Raw genomic sequence first — 16,121 nt, 5'->3', positions numbered from 1 at the left:
GTAGCAGGCTCGCGGCGCGTTTGAGCGGTTCGCGGGCGGACACCGGAAGGGCATGTCATCTGAGTTGCCGACTGCTTCGCCGCTCGATGCCGGGCGGGCCGTGCGGGATGTCTTCCTGCCGTTGGTTGCGCAGGGGGCCATCCTTCGGCGGCCTCAGGTCGGGACGTTCGCGGAGCGGATTCATGCCGATGAGCGTGCGCTGCGGCTGGTGCGCAGGTTCCGCCGGCGGTACGGCGACGGTCCGCTCCTGTTCCGGTTCCCTGGTCGGACGATCGGGCTCGTGCTGGCTGCGGACGACGTGCGTCGCTTGCTCGCGGAGACGCCCGAGCCGTTTGCCGCGGCGACGGCCGAGAAGGCTGGTGCGCTGCGGCACTTCCAGCCGCATGCAGTGCTCGTCACCGATCCGCCGCTGCGCGCTGCCCGGCGCGAGCTGAACGAGCACGCGCTCGGCAGTCACGAGCCGGTCCACAAGCACGGGCACCGCATGCTCGAGGTCGTTCGCGACGAATTGGACGTCCTCAACGGGACTCTCGGCTGGGACGAGTTCCGTGAGGTCTGGTCTCGCGTCGTACGGCGCATCGTCCTGGGCGACTCCGCCTGCGACGACACCGATCTCACCGCCGACCTCGACCAACTCCGGGCCGACGCGAACTGGGCCGAGTTCCACCCGCGCCGGGACGAGGTCCGCGAACGTTTCCTCGATGTCATCGCGGCGTACGTCGCCAAGGCCGAGCCCGGATCGCTGGTCAGCGCGCTCCAACACGACAACGCGCTCGACCCCGCCGGTCAGGTACCGCACTGGTTGTTCGCTTTCGACGCGGCCGGGATCGCGCTCTGGCGGCTGTTCGCCGTACTGGCGGCGCATCCGGAAGAGCTCGAGCCGATCGTCACCGAGGCACATCATCCGGACGCGTCTCCCCTGCTGGCGCAGGCAGGCGCGGCGGTTCAGGAGTCACTGCGCCTCTGGCCGACCACTCTCGTCGTACTGCGTGAATCGCGTAGCGCGACCGTGTGGCGCGACCGCATCGCCCCGGAAGGCACCGAGTTCGCGATCGTCAGCTCGGTCTTCCACCGCGACGACGAGGCTCTCGATTTCGCGAACCGGTTCGAGCCGGAGATCTGGCTGGACGGCCGCGCGGACGGACCGTGGCCGATCATTCCGTTCAGTGCCGGGCCGGCCGAATGCCCCGGCCGCAACGTCGTCCTGCTGGCCACCAGCACCGCGGTCAGCCACGTCGCCGCGCAGTACGACCTCGACGTCGACCCGGTGACCCGCGCGAAACTCACCGGCCCGATGCCGACCACCTTCAACCACGCCACGATCCGCCTGGGCTTCTGGCGGCACGCCCGGCCGTCCTGACGAGGCAGGCGATTGGGGACGGGCTCATCGGGCACCCGAGAGGGAACGAGCATCGGAGGTACGCGTGAAGATCGGATATTTCCTGTCCAGCGAGGAATACACGCCCGCAGAGCTGATCGAGCAGGCTCGGATGGCCGAGGAGGCCGGGTTCGACGGGTTGTGGATCAGTGACCACTTCCATCCGTGGAACGACGAGCAGGGGCAGAGCGCGTTCGTCTGGTCGACGATCGGCGCGATCTCGCAGGTGTGCGAGCTGCCGGTGACGACGGCGGTGACCTGCCCGACCGTGCGGATCCATCCGGCCGTGATCGCGCAGGCGGCCGCGACCAGCGCCGTACTGCTGAACGGGCGATTCCGGCTCGGGGTCGGGACCGGCGAAGCGCTGAACGAGCACGTCCTCGGGTCGGTCTGGCCGACCGTCGACGTACGGCTGGAGATGCTCGAGGAAGCAGTCGAGATCATGCGGCGGCTGTGGACCGAGGACGGGTTCGTCAGTCACCACGGCAAGCACTACACCGTGGACACGGCCCGGATCTACACCCGGCCGCAGCAGCCCTTGCCGATCTACATGTCCGGATTCGGACCTGAGGCAACCGACGTCGCGGCGCGGATCGCGGACGGCTATCTGACCACGTCGCCGGACCGGGAGTTGCTGCAGCGGTTCCGTGATCACGGCGGCGGGGACAAGCCGGTGCAGGGTGGATTCAAGGTCAGCTACGCGCCGACCGCGGAGGAGGGTGTCGAGCAGGCGCATCGGATCTGGGCCAACTCCGGCCTTCCCGGCGAGCTTGCCCAGGTGCTGCCCTCACCCCGCCACTTCGAACAGGCCAGCCAGCTGGTGACGAAGGAAGCCACCGCACAATCCGTTACCTGCGGTCCCAAAGCGGACGTCCACATCGACGCGTTCACGCCGTACGTCGAGGCCGGTTTCGACGAGGTGTACGTCGCCAACATGGGGCCGCACACCGTCGACATGATGAACCTCTACCGCACCGAAATCCTCCCCGAACTCCGCCTCCACAAGAACCCCTCCGCCTCCTAGGACAAGCTGATTCGGCTTCGGGTCGGCGGGAACCGGGGTGGCATGACTGTGAAGCTGAATGAGAAGGCGTTCGAGCACGCGAAGCACTTGGTGCGGCAGGGGCAGACAGTCAAGGACGAGCGGGATGACTGGAGCGAGCACGCCCCGACCGCGGCCGAGGAGAATGCGTACCTGGACAAGCACGGCTGGAGTGACTACGGGTTGTGGTTCCTCGGTGTCGACAGCGACCTGGGCGAGGAGACCAAGGGACATTACGAGTTCCCGTACGGCGACTTCCGCCGCGTGCACCGCTGCGGTGTGATCAGCGCCGAGTCGCGCGCCGCGCAGTACGACCACCCGGACATCCAGAAGGCTCTCGAAGAGATCCATGGGCTGCTCGACGGGGATCACGCCTGAGGTCACCCAATAGCTAGCAGTTGCTCCGTCACTGCGCTTAATGATACACCGTATCTGTTAGCGAACACGGGCGGCGGAGGGCTGTGGGGATGCGGAGTGATGCGGTCAATGGCGGGCCGGCGCAGTTCGGTCACGACTCGTGGGGGCTGATGCTGCTCAAGGCGGTGCTGATCTTCGTGATCCTGATGCTGTTGACGCTGTTCAGCATCTGGGCGGAGCGCCGGGTGGTCGCCCGGATGCAGCAGCGCATCGGGCCGAAGGTGAACGGGCCCTTCGGCTTGCTGCAGTCGCTGGCCGACGGCATGAAGCTGATCGTCAAGGAAGATCTGATCCCGAAGACCGCCGACAAGGTGGTGTTCGTGCTCGCGCCGGCGATCGTGGTCATCCCGGCGTTCGCCGCGTGGACGGTGATCCCGTTCGGGCCGACGGTGAAGCTGCCGTGGAGCGACAGCCGGACCGCGCTCCAGTTGACCGACCTGCCGGTCGCGGTGATCTTCGTGCTCGCGATGGCGTCGGTCGGCATCTACGGCATCGTGCTCGGCGGCTGGTCGTCCGGATCCACGTACTCCCTGCTCGGCGGACTCCGCTCCAGCGCGCAGATGATCTCCTACGAAGTCTCGATGGGACTCTCGCTCGTCGCGGTCTTCCTGTACGCCGGATCGATGTCGACGTCGCAGATCGTCGCGGCGCAGGACAAGCTCTGGTACGGCCTGATCCTCGCGCCGTCGTTCGTGATCTACGTGATCTCGATGATCGGCGAGACCAACCGCGGGCCGTTCGACCTGCCCGAGGCCGAGGGCGAGCTGGTCGGCGGGTTCCACACCGAGTACTCCTCGGCGAAGTTCATGCTGTTCTTCCTGGCGGAGTACGTGAACATGGGCACGGTGGCGGCCTTGGCCACGACGCTCTTCCTCGGCGGCTGGCACGCGCCGTTGCCGATCAACCTGATCTGGGACGGCGCCAACAGCGGTTACTGGCCCGTGCTCTGGTTCTTCGGGAAGGTTCTGGGCTTCCTCTTCCTCTTCATCTGGCTGCGAGGGACGCTGCCTCGGCTGCGTTACGACCAGTTCATGCACTTCGGATGGATGCGGCTGATGCCGCTGTCCTTGCTGTGGATCGTGGCGGTCGCGACGATTCGCACGATCAATCTGCGGGGCGGCATCGACCGGCAGTGGCTGTTCGTCGCGATCGCGCTCGGGGTGGTCGCGATCGTCGTACTGATGTTCGCCGGCGAGAAGAAACAGTCCGACACCGCTGCACGACAGGAGGCTGCTACGTACGACGGGTTCCCGGTGCCGCCGAAGTCCGCTGTGGCCGTCGAGCGTGGGAACAGCTGACGCCGTACCATGCCCGACATGACGCGGTCGGCCGACGAGGACGCTCAGCGGGATGCAGCCCCGGTCTGGGCCCGCAACGACCGCCGGCCCCGGCGCAGGACGCTCACCCGTGAATCGATCGTGAGCGCCGCGGTCGCCATCGCCGACCGCGACGGGCTCGACGCCGTTTCGATCCGGAGCGTCGCGGCGTACCTCGACGTACGGCCGATGAGTCTGTACGGGCACGTGTCGAGCAAGGACGACCTGCTCGACCTGATGTTCGATCAACTCGCCGGTGAGAACGTGCTCGGCGACGAACTCCCGGAGCACTGGCGGGAAGCACTCGAGGCCATCGCCCGACGTACCCGCGACCAAGGGCTGGCGCACCCGTGGACGATCGAGCTCCTGGTCGACCGCATGCAGCTCGGACCGAACACGCTCAGAGTCCTCGACGAGTGGATGCGCGCCGTGGCACCGCTGGCCGTCTCCGCGGAAACAGCATGGAGCATCGTGACAGCGGTCAACGACCACACGGTCGGCTACGTCACCCGCGTCTCCGCCCAGCGGCGAGCCGTCCCGACGGACCCGGCCGCCGCCGACGAGTGGACCTCAACCGTCGACAACTACCTGACCGAACGCGCCGACAGCGGCGACTACCCCCACCTCGCCCCACTCCTCCGCCACGGCTTCGCCACCCAACCCGACAACTTCGAGGCCGGCCTCTCCTACCTCCTCGACCGAATCGAGGAGGAGCATGCCTAGCGCAAGGAACGGAAGGTGGCTCGGATCTCGGCGGAGAAGAGGTCGGGTTCCTCCCAGGCGGCGAAGTGGCCGCCTTTGGTTACCTCGTTGAAGTAGACGACGTTGGGGTAGGCCTTCTCGACCCAGCTGCGCGGGGTCTGCCAGATCTCGCCGGGGAACGTGGTGAAGCCGACCGGGATCGGGACCGACGTCGGCGGCCGGCCGACGGCACGGGCGTTCTCCTGGGTCTCCTCCCAGTAGGAGCGGGCCGCGGAGGCGCCGGTGCCGGTCAGCCAGTAGAGGGTGATGTTGTCGACGAGGTGTTCCTTGGTCAGGTTGCCCGAGGGCTCACCGTCGACGAAGGCCCGTGCGATCTTCAGGTAGCTGTCCGTGTCGTGGTCGATCATCCACGCGGCCAGGGCGATCGGGGAATCCAAGGCGGCGTAGCCGATCGTCTGCGGGCGGGTCGCCTGCTCCACGAAGTAACCGGTGCCGGATTCGTGGAACGTCGCGAGCTGGTCCAGTGCGGTCTGCTCTTCCTTGGTGGGCGGCGTCTCGCTCAGGGCCTCGGCGTCGCCGAGCGCAGGCGTGAGCAGGTTGGTGTGGATGCCGATCAGCCCGTCGAGGCCGAGGCGGCCCATCGCGTCGGTGACCTGGGAGCCGACGTCACCACCCTGCGCGACGTACCGGGTGTAGCCGAGGCGGTGCATCAGCTCGTCCCAGGCCCGGCCGATGCGGATCGGGCCCCAGCCGAGCTCGGTCGGCTCGTCGGAGAAGCCGTAGCCGGGGATGGACGGCAGCACGAGATGGAACGCGTCCTCGGCGCTTCCGCCGTGCGCGGTCGGGTCGGTGAGCGGGCCGACCGTCTCTAGCAGCTCGATGATCGAGCCCGGCCAGCCGTGAGTCATGACCAGCGGCAGCGCGTTCTCGTGCGCCGACTTCACGTGGATGAAGTGGATGTCCAGCCCGTCGATCTCGGTCTTGTACTGCGGAAGCTCGTTCAGCCGGGCCTCACACTTGCGCCAGTCGTACTCGTTCGACCAGTACCGGGCCAGCTCCTGCAACGCCGCCAACTGCACACCCTGCGACCGATCCGCGACGAGTTCCTTGGTCGGCCAGCGGGTCGCCTCGAGCCGCCGGAACAGTTCGTCGAGCTCGGCCTGAGGTACGTCGACCCGGAACGGACGCACCGCCGTACCCGAACTCGTGGTGTCGCTCATGATCGTGCCCCTCCCGGATCGCCTCCCCTGACGTGTCGATCATCCGCTTCAGCCGGAGAAGGCGGAAGGGACCGACCTGGGTGCGAGTTGGCGCAGGCGGATCGCGGAGATGAGGGTCTTGGCGATCGCGATCGCGATCGCGATCGCGATCGTCAGGTCGCCCAGGCTACGGCGAAGCCGAAGCGGGCGAAGTACAGCGTTCGCAGCGTCTTGATCATTGAGGGACTCCGTAGATAGAACGATCGGTCTACCCGATCTGCGAGACCTTCCTGCGCGGGATCGACGGGCTCCTGAAGTACCGCAGCCGCGAAGAACCAGTTTTCTGAGGCCTCTGGTGTAACAACCGCTTCGCCCGGCTCGATATCCCCTTGGGAGGAGTTGGGTTGACGATGCGACGCTGCAGGTACCGGCAGACCGGACCAGATCCGTACGACGCGGATCTGGTCCGACGCCTGCGCGCGCTCCTGGCCCTCGTCCGCAGGCCGGCACCTCGCGGCCCGGATGCGGTGAAGGCCGACGACGAACTCCTGGACCGCCTCTAGACGGGTCTGACGTCTGCTTCGTACGCCGCTTGGAGCTCGTCGCTCCACGGTTCGCGCTCGGCGGCGATCGAGTCCAGCGCGGTCTGCGGGCGGGTGGCGCCGGAGATCACGGACACGACCGGCGACGAGTGCAGCAGAGCGCTGAGTTGCAGGCGTTGGACCGACACTCCGCGCTGGTCGGCGATGGCTGTCAGGCGTGGGGCTGGGATCGACGAGCGCAGTGGTGAGTACGCGAAGAACGAGACCTGGTTGGCTTCGCACCAGGCGACGACGTCGTCCGCCTCGCGGCCCATCGCGGTGTGGCGATTCTGTACGGCGTCGAGGTGCGTGATCGCTGTTGCGCGTTCGAGCTCGGCGGCCGTGACGTTGGACAGACCGATCCGCGCCAGCTTCCCCTCGTCGCGCAGGGTTGCGAGCGCGGTGACGCCCTCCTCGACCGGCTGGTCGGCGAGGTCGACTCGGTGGAGGTAGTAGAGGTCGAGTTGCTCGCGCCCGAAGACCTTCAGGCTCGACTCGACGTCGGACCGGATCCGGGCCGCGCTGATGTCGGCGTCCCAGGTGTCCGCGCTGATCCGGGAGTGCCCGCCCTTGGTGCCGACGATCACGCCCGTACCCTCCGCGGCCTCGGCGGCCAGCTCTTCGCCGTACAGCGGATTGTCCACCTGGGCGTACGCCCGGGCGGTGTCGAGAATCGTCGCACCGGCATCAATACCGGCCCGAATCGTCGCGAGGTCGGCAGCTCGATCCCGCGGCGTCATCGAGAACCCAGCAAGCCCGAGCACAACCCGACCCGAGAACTCCTGCATCATTTCATCCGAGAATTGCACAGAATCGCTCCTCGACAGCCATCAGAGTTTCCTCAACCGTCTGCCCGTCGACCACAATCACACAGGCACCGGTTCCCTCGAGCTGACCACGCACCAACCCCCAACCCCAAACACAACCCTCGTGGTCACCACCGGGATTCCGGCGCTCCAGCCGCGCGACCTGCTCTTCCTCGGAAGGCATCAACCAGACCGAATTCCGCCCGACACCGGCCATCGCCGGCGTAACGAACGCGCCTTCGACAACCGTCGTACGCACAGGCAGCGCCTGGATATCTTCGATGATCATCGGGCGGCGGTCGAAATCGCCCGGACCGGTGCCCAAGGTGTGGAGGCCTGCGGCGGCTGCGCGCTTTTCGTGATCGAATGCGTGGGCGTCAACGCTGTAGCAATGAAATCCATACTTTGCAGCCAGCAAACGGCTCACCGTTGTCTTTCCGGCGGCTGCCGGGCCGCCGATCCAGATGATATCGGCGTCGTCAACATCCGATTCTTCGTTCATCGGACATCAGTCTAGGGGTGCGACGGTCGGGCTCGTCTGGGAGACTTGGGCGGGTGACTTCCTTGCGCGTTCTGTTTCTGGGTGGGACCGGGATCATCAGCTCGGCGTGCTCCGCGCGCGCCGTCGAGGTCGGGCTCGACCTGACCGTCGTGAATCGGGGCAAGACCTCGACCCGGCCGCTGCCTCCCGAGGTGCGGCAGATCACCGCCGACATCGAGGACGCGACCGCGTTCGCCGAGATCGCCGGGCAGGACTTCGACGTGGTGGTCGACTGGCTCGCGTTCACGCCCGAGCAGGTGCGGGCCCGGACCGACGCACTGCGCGGACACGTCGGGCAGTACGTGTTCATCAGCTCCGCATCGGCGTACCAGACGCCGCCGGCTCGACTGCCGATCACCGAGTCGACGCCGTTGCGGAACCCGCACTGGCAGTACTCGCGGAACAAGATCGCCTGCGAGGACCTGCTGACCACCCTCTACCGCGACGAGAACTTCCCGGTCACGACCGTGCGGCCCTCGCACACGTACGACCGCACCCTCGTCCCGTTCGACGGCGGCTGGACCATCGTCGACCGGATGCGCCGCGGCGAGCCCGTCGTCGTACACGGTGACGGGACCTCCCTGTGGACCCTGACCCACCACCGCGACTTCGCCCGCGGACTGGTCCCGCTGCTCGGCCACCCGCGCACCCTCGGCGACACCTTCCAGATCACCTCCGACGACGTCCTGACCTGGGACCAGATCGCGCACACGCTCGCCGCCGCGGCCGGGACGACGGCACAGATCGTCCACGTCCCGTCCGACGCGATCGCCGCCGTACATCCCGGGTGGGGCGACGCGCTCCTCGGCGACAAGACCCATTCGGCTGTCTTCGACAACGCCAAGCTCCGCCAGGTCGTCCCGGACTATGTCGCCACGATCCCGTTCGAGGTCGGCGCCCGCGAGATCATCGCCTGGTACGACGAGGACCGGACGCGTCAGCGCGTCGACCCGGCCATCGACGAGGCGATGACCACCCTCATCGCGCAGTACAGACTCGATCGCTGACGAGCCGGGCGGCGGCGAGCGGGATGCCGATCCGCTCGGCAGGCGGCATGCCCTGCGCCATCAGGCGCAACTCGTAGACCGCGCCGCCGGGTTCCAGTACGTGTCGACCGTCATCGATCCCCCTCCGGCCCGAACCTGTCTCGAGCCGGTTCCCCCGGGACGGCAGTCGTTACATCGCGCCGTACGACGCAGCGTTACTGTCAGTCCTCGACCTGCCCGTCGGCGGGATGGACGCCGGTCAGCAGCCGGGTCATCTGGGTCAGTTCCTCGTTGAACGTGTCCCGCCGGGTCCGCGTCCCGCACGAGGTCATCAACCGGACGAAGTCGGCGGCGGATCGCTGGATCCGCTCGGCCAGCCCGGACGCGGCGCCGAAGTCGTCGGTGGCGGCGTACACGCCGGTCGGCGACACGATCGCGTGCAGGTAGGAGAACATCGGCCGCAACGCGTGTTCGAGCACCAGTGAATGCCGCTCGGTCCCGCCGGTCGCAGCGATCAGGATCGGCATATCGGACAGCGTGTCCTCGGGCAGTACGTCGAAGAACGACTTGAACAGGCCGCTGAACGACGCGTTGAACGCCGGCGTGACAACGATGACCCCGTCCGCGGACGCGATGGTCTCGAACGCGGCCTCCAACTCCGGCGCCGCGAACCCGGCCAGCATCGCGTCCATGATCGCCCGTCCCAACGGGCGGAGCTCGACGAACGTCGACGTCGCCATCACGCCCGAGTCGGCGAACTCCTTGCGTACGGCGGAATCGATCCGGTCGGCGAGCAACCGGGTCGACGACGGCTGGCGCAGCCCACCGGACACGACCGCGAGCGCCGTCATGACTCACGCCCCGCGGCCGCCACCAGAGCTGCGTGCGTCGGTGCATCGGGTACATCGTCCGGACGGCCGGACTGGAACTCCTTGCGCAACACAGGCACTACCTCCTCGCCGAGCAGATCGAGTTGCTCGAGCACGGTCTGAAGCGGCAGGCCGGCGTGGTCGACGAGGAACAGCTGCCGCTGATAGTCGCCGACGTAGTCGCGGAAGTGCAGGGTCCGGTCGATCACCTCCTCCGGCGAGCCGACGGTCAACGGGGTCTGCGCCGTGAACTCCTCGAGCGACGGCCCATGCCCGTACACCGGCGCGTTGTCGAAGTACGGCCGGAACTCCGCGACCGCGTCCTGACTGCGACGGCGCATGAAGACCTGCCCGCCGAGTCCGACGATCGCCTGCGCCGCGGTGCCGTGGCCGTAGTGCTCGAACCGGCTCCGGTACGTCGCGACCATCCGCTCGGTGTGCGACGCCGGCCAGAAGATGTGGTTCGCGAAGAACCCGTCGCCGTAGTACGCCGCCAGCTCGGCGATCTCCGGCGTACGGATCGATGCGTGCCAGACGAACGGAGGTACGTCGTCGAGCGGGCGGGGCGCGAGCGTGAAGCCCTGCAACGGCGTACGGAACTGGCCTTCCCAATCGACCACCGGTTCACGCCACAGCCGACGCAACAGGTCGTAGTGCTCCACGGTCAGCGGAACCGCCTCGCGGATGTCCTGCCCGAACCACGGGTAGACCGGTCCGGTGTTGCCGCGGCCGAGCATCAGGTCCACGCGCCCGTCCGACAGATGCTGCAGTACGGCGAAGTCCTCGGCGATCTTCACCGGGTCGTTGGTCGTGATCAGCGTGGTCGACGTCGAAAGGATCAGTCGCTCGGTCTGCGCCGCGAGGTAGCCGAGCAGCGTGGTCGGCGACGACGGCACGAACGGCGGGTTGTGGTGCTCACCGGTCGCGAACACGTCCAGGCCCACTTCCTCGGCCTTCTTCGCGATCGCCACGGTTGCCTTGATCCGCTCGGCCTCGGTCGGCGCCCGGCCGGTGGTCGGATCCGTGGTCACGTCTCCGACGGTGAAGATCCCGAACTGCATGCTCGACATGTCGGCCTCCCAAGGATTCAGCTTGTCACGATGCCGGCGACAAGGTTGATGGTCGCAGCCAGAATCACCGTTCCGAAGATGTACGAGAGCAGACAGTGACGCAGTACGACGGAACGGATGGCGGAGCTGGACACGCTCGTGTCCGAGACCTGGTAGGTCATGCCGAGGTTGTAGCTGAAGTAGAAGAAGTCGCGGTACGCCGGGCGCTCGTCGCTGTTGAAGTCGATCCCGCCGGCGGGCGCGAGGTAGAACAGGTGCGCGTACCGGGCGGCGTACATCATGTGCAGGACGGCCCAGTTCATGAACACACCGGCCAGACCGATCGCGGCGGCGACGTTCTGGCCCTCCGACCGGCCGAGGATCAGGATCAGCGCGATGACGATGACCGCGCCGACCGCCAGCGCCACCACGAACAGCTCGTCGACGGCCGGGCGGAAGTCCTCGCGGACGACGTGCCGACGGGTGGCGTCGGCGTCCATCGGCCACAACACGATGACCGCGCTGACGACGAACGCCGCGCCGATCACCACGATCGCGGCGAGGACGCCGAGCGGCACACTCCAGATCAGTGCAACGATCGCTCCGACGACGCAACCGATCAGGACGGACAGGAACTGCCGGGCATTCGCGGTCATCCAAGCCCCCGTGATCAGTTGCTCAGAGCATCTTCCAGCCAGGGACGCAGTACGGCGGCCGGGGCGGCGCCGATATGGGTCGCCGTCGGTTTGCCCCCGCGGAACACCATCAGGGTCGGGATCGACCGGATGTCGAAGTGCCGGGACACGTCGGGCGCCTCGTCGGCGTTGATCTTCACCAGCTTGAGCTGGCCGGCCTTCTCGGTGGCGAGCTGTTCGAGGACCGGGCTGACCATCCGGCAGGGTCCGCACCACGGCGCCCACACGTCGACCAGCACCGGGATGGTGGACATCTCGACGACCTCGGCGAAGTCCTTGTCGCCGGCGTGGACCATCCACGGCAGCGGCTTGCCACAGTTGCCACAGACCGGCTTGCCGTCAGCCACCGCCTGCACGCGGTTCTTCTGCCCGCAGTGCGGGCACGAGACGATTTCACTCATGCCACATTCTCCACCTCGACGCTCGGGCACAGGCAACGACAAACACGTGTCGTGACCGAGGTGTCCCGTGCAGCGACCGCTCGCATTCGCTGCGGCTGCGACGTCGAGATCGGACCGACGGCGACCACGAGCGCGCCTACCCGGCGTACGAACAAGCCATGGCCACCCACATCCACGGCAGCCGCGCCGTCGCACTCAGCGCCGCCAACACCCTCATCCCCAAATCCCGCCTGGGCATGGCCGCCCTGGCCCACGGCCCCCGCCTCATCTCCACCCTCCCCGCGCGCCCCAGCCGCACCCTCCTCCGCCTAACCACCAAGAGCGCCCGCATCTACAACGGTCGACAACTACACTTGGACCGATGGCCGCACCGATCGGCAAGACATATCTGTCCACCGCCGTGACTGATAACGGCGTACCCAAACAGCTGGTACCGGGCACGCGCATCCGGCTGGAGTTCGCCCGCGTCCCGAACCAGAACGCGGAAGGCCCGGAGGTGTACGACGTCCTCCGGGTGCACGCAGGCTGCAACAGACTCGGCGCGCACAGCGCGGCCGGCACGCTGCTCGCCGACGGCAGACTGTTCGTCGCAGGATTCGGCAGCACCGCGAAGGGTTGCGAGCCGGCCCGCCGCGCCCAGGACGAATGGCTGCAGCTGTTCCTGACAAGCAACCCCACGTGGCAGCTGGACGGCGACGAACTCACCCTCACCTCGGCCGGTACAACAATCACCCTCCTGGACCGAAAGATCGCCGAACCCGACCTCCCACTCGACGGCGTCCGCTGGAAGCTGGCCACCACCATCACCAACGGCGACCTCTTCCATCACCGGCACCGGGCCGCCGAGGCTTGGCTCACCTTCAACACCGACCACCTGACCGGCTGGACAGGTTGCAACGAGCTCTCCGGCACTGTCACGCGCACCAACACAGAGCTCATCTTCAGCGGGGTCTCCGTCACCGAGCACGTCTGCACAGGTGAGACAGCTGAGGTTGAGGCGGCGATTCTCGCGACCCTCGGGACGACGGCGTCGTACACCATCGACTACAACCGGCTGATCCTCATCAACCCGGCTGGAGTCGGGCTTGATTTGAAATCAGACGGGTAGGCCGTTGTCGTCGGTTGTCAGGGTCTGGGGTTTGAACTTGGTCAGGAAGGCGATCAGTTCGCCGGTGGGTTGTTCGATGATGGTGCCGCCGTCTTGCCAGATGGCGTCCAGGTGCTGGAATTCGCCGGGCGGGTCGCCTTGGTTGTAGTGGATGTCGTGTACGCCGAGGCCTTCGTCGTACGGGGCGCCGTAGACGTAGACGCGGAGGGACCTGGTCAGTAGTTGTTCGAGGAGGTCCAGGGCGTTGTCGGCCGTGCTCTCCACCCAGCCGGAGCGCGAGCTCAGGAGCGGTGAGCGGATGTAGTCCAACGCACCCGAGTACGGCGTGCTGTCCAGCAGGTGCCAGCCGTCGGGCAAGGCGGCCGTGGCGGCGAACAGGTCCACGTCGAGGTAGCGCACCTCGCGATACTCGACCGGTACGCCGCTGGGCGTCGACACGTCCACTGCACCCTCGTACTCGCCCGCAGGTGCGGCGACGTACATCTTCCCGTGGTACCAGGATCCGAAGTCGTTCGGATCCTCCCGTGCGAACCGCACCAACCGGCCGGCCAGAACCCCGTAGCTTGTGAGTGGCATCGTTCCCCCCTTGATCGGATCGTACGCCGATCTCCTGGCCCCCGGGCGCGGTTGGATCGCGACTGGTGCGCGTCGTGTTCGTTGCCGTCGGCACCGAATCACCGCTGCTCGAAGGCGGCGCCAACGCCGCACTGCAGACGTCACCGCGCGGCACTGCCGAAAGCCAGTTCGTCCTGACTCGGTCCGGGCTGCCGGACGCGCTCGGCGATGCGTGTCGACGGTCACGAGATTAGGCTGGCCTGACAACTCGGTACGGCTCGGTGAGAGGGATGGTGCCCGGATGACTTGGTCGTTCGACGACGATCGTGGACAGCACATCGTGACGGCGAGTCGGCCCATCCGGGTGCTGGCGTACGCGCAGGCGGCGCAGACGCTGGCGAGTCTCGGCGTACCGGTCGTGGGCTACTTCGGCTCCCAGCATCACGCCGACAGCGGCGCCTCGGTCGGGCTCGATCTGCCGTTCGTCGGTTCCGGTGACAGCGTCGACGAGGACCTGGTCAAATCCCTCACACCCGATCTCGTGGTGAGCGTGACGTACGGCGGTGAGGTGTACGGCCTCTCCGAAGCCGTTGCCGCCAGGATTGCCGAGGCCGCCCCGATCCTCGCGATAGGCATCGCCGGGGACCGGACCCTCGCATCGGTCATCGAGCGGTTCCACGAATTGGCGGCGGCCCTCGGAGCCGACGTACAGGACCCTGCGACGGACCTGACTGCAGCACCCACGGATCCGTCGGTGCGGGTGGTCGCGCTTTCCGGCGGCACCGACACGGATGCGTACGTGGCGAATCCGGCGTACTGGCCGAGCCTTCGCATGCTCGCCGACGCCGGCGTGCAGTTCACCCCGACCAGCACCGCGGGCGGCTGGGAGGTCGTCAAGTGGGACGCCCTCGCCACCAAGCACCCCGCCGACCTCGTGCTGTACGACCAGCGCCCCAACTCGCTCGGCGCCGACCGGCTGGCGACGATCCCGGGATGGTCCGAGGTCCCCGCCGTACGCGCAGCCAATGTACGAGCCTGGAACCCGGAGCCGCCGCTGACCTACGCGGCGGCCGAGTCCTTCGTCAGCGACCTCGCGCGGCGTTGAGCATCTCGTCGCGCGGCACGACCTTCACCCGTTCACGCCCCTGGGCCCGACCCAACGCGATCTCGTGAGCATCGAGCCGGGACCAGCCGTCGGCGTCGACGATCGGCCCGGGGAGATGCTCCAGGATCGCAGCGGGGTCGCTGATCTCGGGCGCCGGCAGCTGATCCAGGTCTTGGAGCAGACTCGCGATCGTCTCCGCGGCATCCGACTTCGTGTGGCCGATGAGTCCGACCGGGCCGCGCTTGATCCAGCCGGTCACGTACAGCCCCGGCACCGGTACTCCGTCCAGATCGAGGATCCGGCCGCGGTCGTTCGCGATGACGCCGGCGTGGTGATCGAACGGGATCTCCGGCAGGTGCGACGAGAGGTATCCGACCGCGCGGTACACAGCCTGCACGGGAGTGTCGACGTACTCGCCGGTGCCCTTCACCGTGCCGTCGCCCTGTAGCTGCATGCGTTCGGTGCGTAGCCCTTCGACCCTGTCCGTGCCGAGGACCTCGATCGGCGCCTGGCACAGGTGGATGTGGATCCGGTGCGGCGCGCCGGTCGGTTCGGCGTCGAGGTGCTTCAGCAAGGTGTCGACGACGAGCCGGGTGCTCTTGCTCGAGCTGATCGCGGCCTGGCTCGCATCGTCGATCTCGAAGCCCTCGGGGTGCACGATCACGTCGACCGACGGCGAGTGCGACAACTCGCGCAATTCCATCGGCGTGAATTTGATCTGCGCGGGTCCGCGGCGCGCGAAGACGTGGACGTCGGTCGTCTGATTGAGCTTCAGACCCCGGTACACGTTGTCGGCGATCTCGGTGCTCAACTGCTCGTCGGCCGGCTTGGCCAGCATCCGGGCGATGTCGAGCGCGACGTTGCCCGCACCGACGACCGCGACCTCACGAGCATCCAGCGGCCACTCCCGCGGTACGTCGGGATGCCCGGCGTACCAGCTGACGAAGTCCGCGGCGCCGTAGCTGCCCGGCAGGTCGATGCCCGGAATGTCCAGGGACCGATCCGTCATCGCGCCGGTCGCGAAGATGACCGCGTCGTAGTGCCTGCGCAGGTCGTCGAGTTTCAGATCGGTGCCGTATGCAACGTTCCCGACGAACCTGATCCGCTCCCGGTTCACCACCCGGTGCAGCGCCTTGATGATCTCCTTGATCCGGGGATGGTCCGGCGCCACGCCGTACCGCACCAGCCCGAACGGCGCCGGTAACCGCTCGATGAGATCGACCAGCACCCGGGGATGTTCCTGGGCGAGAATGTCAGCGGCATAGATTCCAGCCGGGCCGGCACCGACCACGGCGACCCGAGGGTCCGTCACGATTTCACTCCATAGGTTAGGTAAGCCTAACCTATCCAAGATGACGGACTTTGACATCC

General features: G+C 67.3%; 19 protein-coding genes. 10 read left to right on the top strand and 9 right to left on the bottom strand.

Going from position 1 to position 16,121, the window contains the following annotated elements:
* Window positions 1-52: 52 nt before the first annotated feature.
* The 5 genes from OHA10_RS21260 to OHA10_RS21240 all read left to right on the top strand — a co-directional run bounded on the left by OHA10_RS21260 (window position 53) and on the right by OHA10_RS21240 (window position 4,876).
* Window positions 53-1,360: a cytochrome P450 gene (locus tag OHA10_RS21260; protein WP_371400498.1), complete on the top strand. Its 1,308-nt coding sequence runs from the start codon at window positions 53-55 to the stop codon at window positions 1,358-1,360.
* Between the two features lie 64 nt (window positions 1,361-1,424).
* Window positions 1,425-2,402, top strand: a complete 978-nt coding sequence (locus tag OHA10_RS21255) for a TIGR03557 family F420-dependent LLM class oxidoreductase (protein WP_371400497.1) — start codon at window positions 1,425-1,427, stop codon at window positions 2,400-2,402.
* Between the two features lie 42 nt (window positions 2,403-2,444).
* Entirely contained in the window at window positions 2,445-2,798 is a 354-nt protein-coding gene (locus OHA10_RS21250) for a hypothetical protein (protein ID WP_371400496.1), read from the top strand.
* An 89-nt stretch (window positions 2,799-2,887) separates the two neighbouring features.
* Window positions 2,888-4,135 carry an NADH-quinone oxidoreductase subunit NuoH gene (gene nuoH / locus OHA10_RS21245; protein WP_371400495.1) on the top strand — a complete coding sequence of 416 codons (1,248 nt, stop codon included), beginning with the start codon at window positions 2,888-2,890 and terminating at the stop codon, window positions 4,133-4,135.
* 18 nt (window positions 4,136-4,153) lie between these two features.
* A complete protein-coding gene (locus tag OHA10_RS21240; RefSeq protein WP_371400494.1) occupies window positions 4,154-4,876 on the top strand; it encodes a TetR/AcrR family transcriptional regulator in 723 nt (240 codons plus the stop codon).
* Here OHA10_RS21240 and OHA10_RS21235 read toward each other — a convergent pair.
* On the bottom strand, window positions 4,873-6,075 hold the full coding sequence (locus tag OHA10_RS21235) for an epoxide hydrolase family protein (protein ID WP_371400493.1): 1,203 nt from the start codon (window positions 6,073-6,075) through the stop codon (window positions 4,873-4,875). The genes OHA10_RS21240 and OHA10_RS21235 overlap by 4 nt on opposite strands.
* 389 nt (window positions 6,076-6,464) lie before the next feature.
* On the opposite strand from OHA10_RS21235, the gene OHA10_RS21230 reads away from it, so the two are divergent.
* Complete coding sequence (locus tag OHA10_RS21230) at window positions 6,465-6,617, top strand: hypothetical protein (RefSeq protein ID WP_371400492.1); 153 nt, start codon at window positions 6,465-6,467, stop codon at window positions 6,615-6,617.
* On the opposite strand, the gene OHA10_RS21225 is transcribed toward OHA10_RS21230, so the two are convergent.
* Window positions 6,614-7,444 (bottom strand): aldo/keto reductase, encoded by an 831-nt coding sequence (locus tag OHA10_RS21225; protein ID WP_371400491.1) that lies wholly within the window; start codon window positions 7,442-7,444, stop codon window positions 6,614-6,616. The two genes, OHA10_RS21230 and OHA10_RS21225, sit on opposite strands and share 4 nt — an antisense overlap.
* Complete coding sequence (locus tag OHA10_RS21220; RefSeq protein WP_371400490.1) at window positions 7,428-7,943, bottom strand: hypothetical protein; 516 nt, start codon at window positions 7,941-7,943, stop codon at window positions 7,428-7,430. The genes OHA10_RS21225 and OHA10_RS21220 overlap by 17 nt, the downstream gene beginning before the upstream one ends.
* Window positions 7,944-7,996: 53 nt before the next feature.
* Here OHA10_RS21220 and OHA10_RS21215 point away from each other — a divergent pair, with 53 nt between their 5' ends.
* Window positions 7,997-8,989 carry an NAD-dependent epimerase/dehydratase family protein gene (locus tag OHA10_RS21215; RefSeq protein ID WP_371400489.1) on the top strand — a complete coding sequence of 331 codons (993 nt, stop codon included), beginning with the start codon at window positions 7,997-7,999 and terminating at the stop codon, window positions 8,987-8,989.
* Window positions 8,990-9,189: 200 nt separating this feature from the next.
* On the opposite strand, the gene OHA10_RS21210 is transcribed toward OHA10_RS21215, so the two are convergent.
* The 4 genes from OHA10_RS21210 to trxA are packed head-to-tail and all read right to left on the bottom strand — an operon-like array spanning window position 9,190 to window position 11,982.
* Window positions 9,190-9,819 carry a CE1759 family FMN reductase gene (locus OHA10_RS21210; RefSeq protein WP_371400488.1) on the bottom strand — a complete coding sequence of 210 codons (630 nt, stop codon included), beginning with the start codon at window positions 9,817-9,819 and terminating at the stop codon, window positions 9,190-9,192.
* Window positions 9,816-10,898, bottom strand: coding sequence for an LLM class flavin-dependent oxidoreductase (locus OHA10_RS21205; RefSeq protein WP_371407973.1), 1,083 nt, complete (start codon window positions 10,896-10,898; stop codon window positions 9,816-9,818). Before OHA10_RS21205 ends, OHA10_RS21210 begins: the two co-directional genes overlap by 4 nt.
* Before the next feature lie 26 nt (window positions 10,899-10,924).
* Window positions 10,925-11,542: a DUF1345 domain-containing protein gene (locus tag OHA10_RS21200; protein ID WP_371400487.1), complete on the bottom strand. Its 618-nt coding sequence runs from the start codon at window positions 11,540-11,542 to the stop codon at window positions 10,925-10,927.
* A 14-nt stretch (window positions 11,543-11,556) separates the two neighbouring features.
* Complete coding sequence (gene trxA / locus OHA10_RS21195) at window positions 11,557-11,982, bottom strand: thioredoxin (protein ID WP_371400486.1); 426 nt, start codon at window positions 11,980-11,982, stop codon at window positions 11,557-11,559.
* Between the two features lie 361 nt (window positions 11,983-12,343).
* On the opposite strand from trxA, the gene OHA10_RS21190 reads away from it, so the two are divergent.
* Complete coding sequence (locus tag OHA10_RS21190; protein WP_371400485.1) at window positions 12,344-13,090, top strand: META domain-containing protein; 747 nt, start codon at window positions 12,344-12,346, stop codon at window positions 13,088-13,090.
* On the opposite strand, the gene OHA10_RS21185 is transcribed toward OHA10_RS21190, so the two are convergent.
* Window positions 13,079-13,666 carry a DUF2278 family protein gene (locus OHA10_RS21185; RefSeq protein ID WP_371400484.1) on the bottom strand — a complete coding sequence of 196 codons (588 nt, stop codon included), beginning with the start codon at window positions 13,664-13,666 and terminating at the stop codon, window positions 13,079-13,081. The two genes, OHA10_RS21190 and OHA10_RS21185, sit on opposite strands and share 12 nt — an antisense overlap.
* Before the next feature lie 65 nt (window positions 13,667-13,731).
* Between OHA10_RS21185 and OHA10_RS21180 the strand changes: the two genes are divergently transcribed.
* Both OHA10_RS21180 and OHA10_RS21175 read left to right on the top strand, forming a co-directional pair.
* Window positions 13,732-13,899, top strand: coding sequence for a hypothetical protein (locus OHA10_RS21180; RefSeq protein WP_371400483.1), 168 nt, complete (start codon window positions 13,732-13,734; stop codon window positions 13,897-13,899).
* A gap of 47 nt (window positions 13,900-13,946) precedes the next feature.
* Window positions 13,947-14,750 (top strand): ABC transporter substrate-binding protein, encoded by an 804-nt coding sequence (locus OHA10_RS21175; RefSeq protein WP_371400482.1) that lies wholly within the window; start codon window positions 13,947-13,949, stop codon window positions 14,748-14,750.
* Here OHA10_RS21175 and OHA10_RS21170 read toward each other — a convergent pair.
* A complete protein-coding gene (locus tag OHA10_RS21170) occupies window positions 14,728-16,062 on the bottom strand; it encodes an FAD-dependent oxidoreductase (protein ID WP_371400481.1) in 1,335 nt (444 codons plus the stop codon). The two genes, OHA10_RS21175 and OHA10_RS21170, sit on opposite strands and share 23 nt — an antisense overlap.
* Between the last annotated feature and the right edge of the window lie 59 nt (window positions 16,063-16,121).

This window comes from Kribbella sp. NBC_00662 (genome assembly GCF_041430295.1).
Taxonomy (GTDB): Bacteria; Actinomycetota; Actinomycetes; order Propionibacteriales; family Kribbellaceae; genus Kribbella.
The sequence above is the reverse complement of the archived record's forward strand: the minus strand, read 5'-3'. Positions and strand labels throughout refer to the sequence as shown.

Coding starts and splice junctions, on each gene's coding strand:
- OHA10_RS21220 (WP_371400490.1), bottom strand. CDS start 7,943: ATGAACGAAGAATCGGATGTTGACGACGCCGATATCATCTGGATCGGC.
- OHA10_RS21240 (WP_371400494.1), top strand. CDS start 4,154: ATGACGCGGTCGGCCGACGAGGACGCTCAGCGGGATGCAGCCCCGGTC.
- OHA10_RS21185 (WP_371400484.1), bottom strand. CDS start 13,666: ATGCCACTCACAAGCTACGGGGTTCTGGCCGGCCGGTTGGTGCGGTTC.
- OHA10_RS21235 (WP_371400493.1), bottom strand. CDS start 6,075: ATGAGCGACACCACGAGTTCGGGTACGGCGGTGCGTCCGTTCCGGGTC.
- OHA10_RS21205 (WP_371407973.1), bottom strand. CDS start 10,898: ATGCAGTTCGGGATCTTCACCGTCGGAGACGTGACCACGGATCCGACC.
- OHA10_RS21260 (WP_371400498.1), top strand. CDS start 53: ATGTCATCTGAGTTGCCGACTGCTTCGCCGCTCGATGCCGGGCGGGCC.
- OHA10_RS21210 (WP_371400488.1), bottom strand. CDS start 9,819: ATGACGGCGCTCGCGGTCGTGTCCGGTGGGCTGCGCCAGCCGTCGTCG.
- OHA10_RS21230 (WP_371400492.1), top strand. CDS start 6,465: ATGCGACGCTGCAGGTACCGGCAGACCGGACCAGATCCGTACGACGCG.
- OHA10_RS21190 (WP_371400485.1), top strand. CDS start 12,344: ATGGCCGCACCGATCGGCAAGACATATCTGTCCACCGCCGTGACTGAT.
- trxA (WP_371400486.1), bottom strand. CDS start 11,982: ATGAGTGAAATCGTCTCGTGCCCGCACTGCGGGCAGAAGAACCGCGTG.
- OHA10_RS21200 (WP_371400487.1), bottom strand. CDS start 11,542: ATGACCGCGAATGCCCGGCAGTTCCTGTCCGTCCTGATCGGTTGCGTC.
- OHA10_RS21250 (WP_371400496.1), top strand. CDS start 2,445: ATGACTGTGAAGCTGAATGAGAAGGCGTTCGAGCACGCGAAGCACTTG.
- OHA10_RS21175 (WP_371400482.1), top strand. CDS start 13,947: ATGACTTGGTCGTTCGACGACGATCGTGGACAGCACATCGTGACGGCG.
- nuoH (WP_371400495.1), top strand. CDS start 2,888: ATGCGGAGTGATGCGGTCAATGGCGGGCCGGCGCAGTTCGGTCACGAC.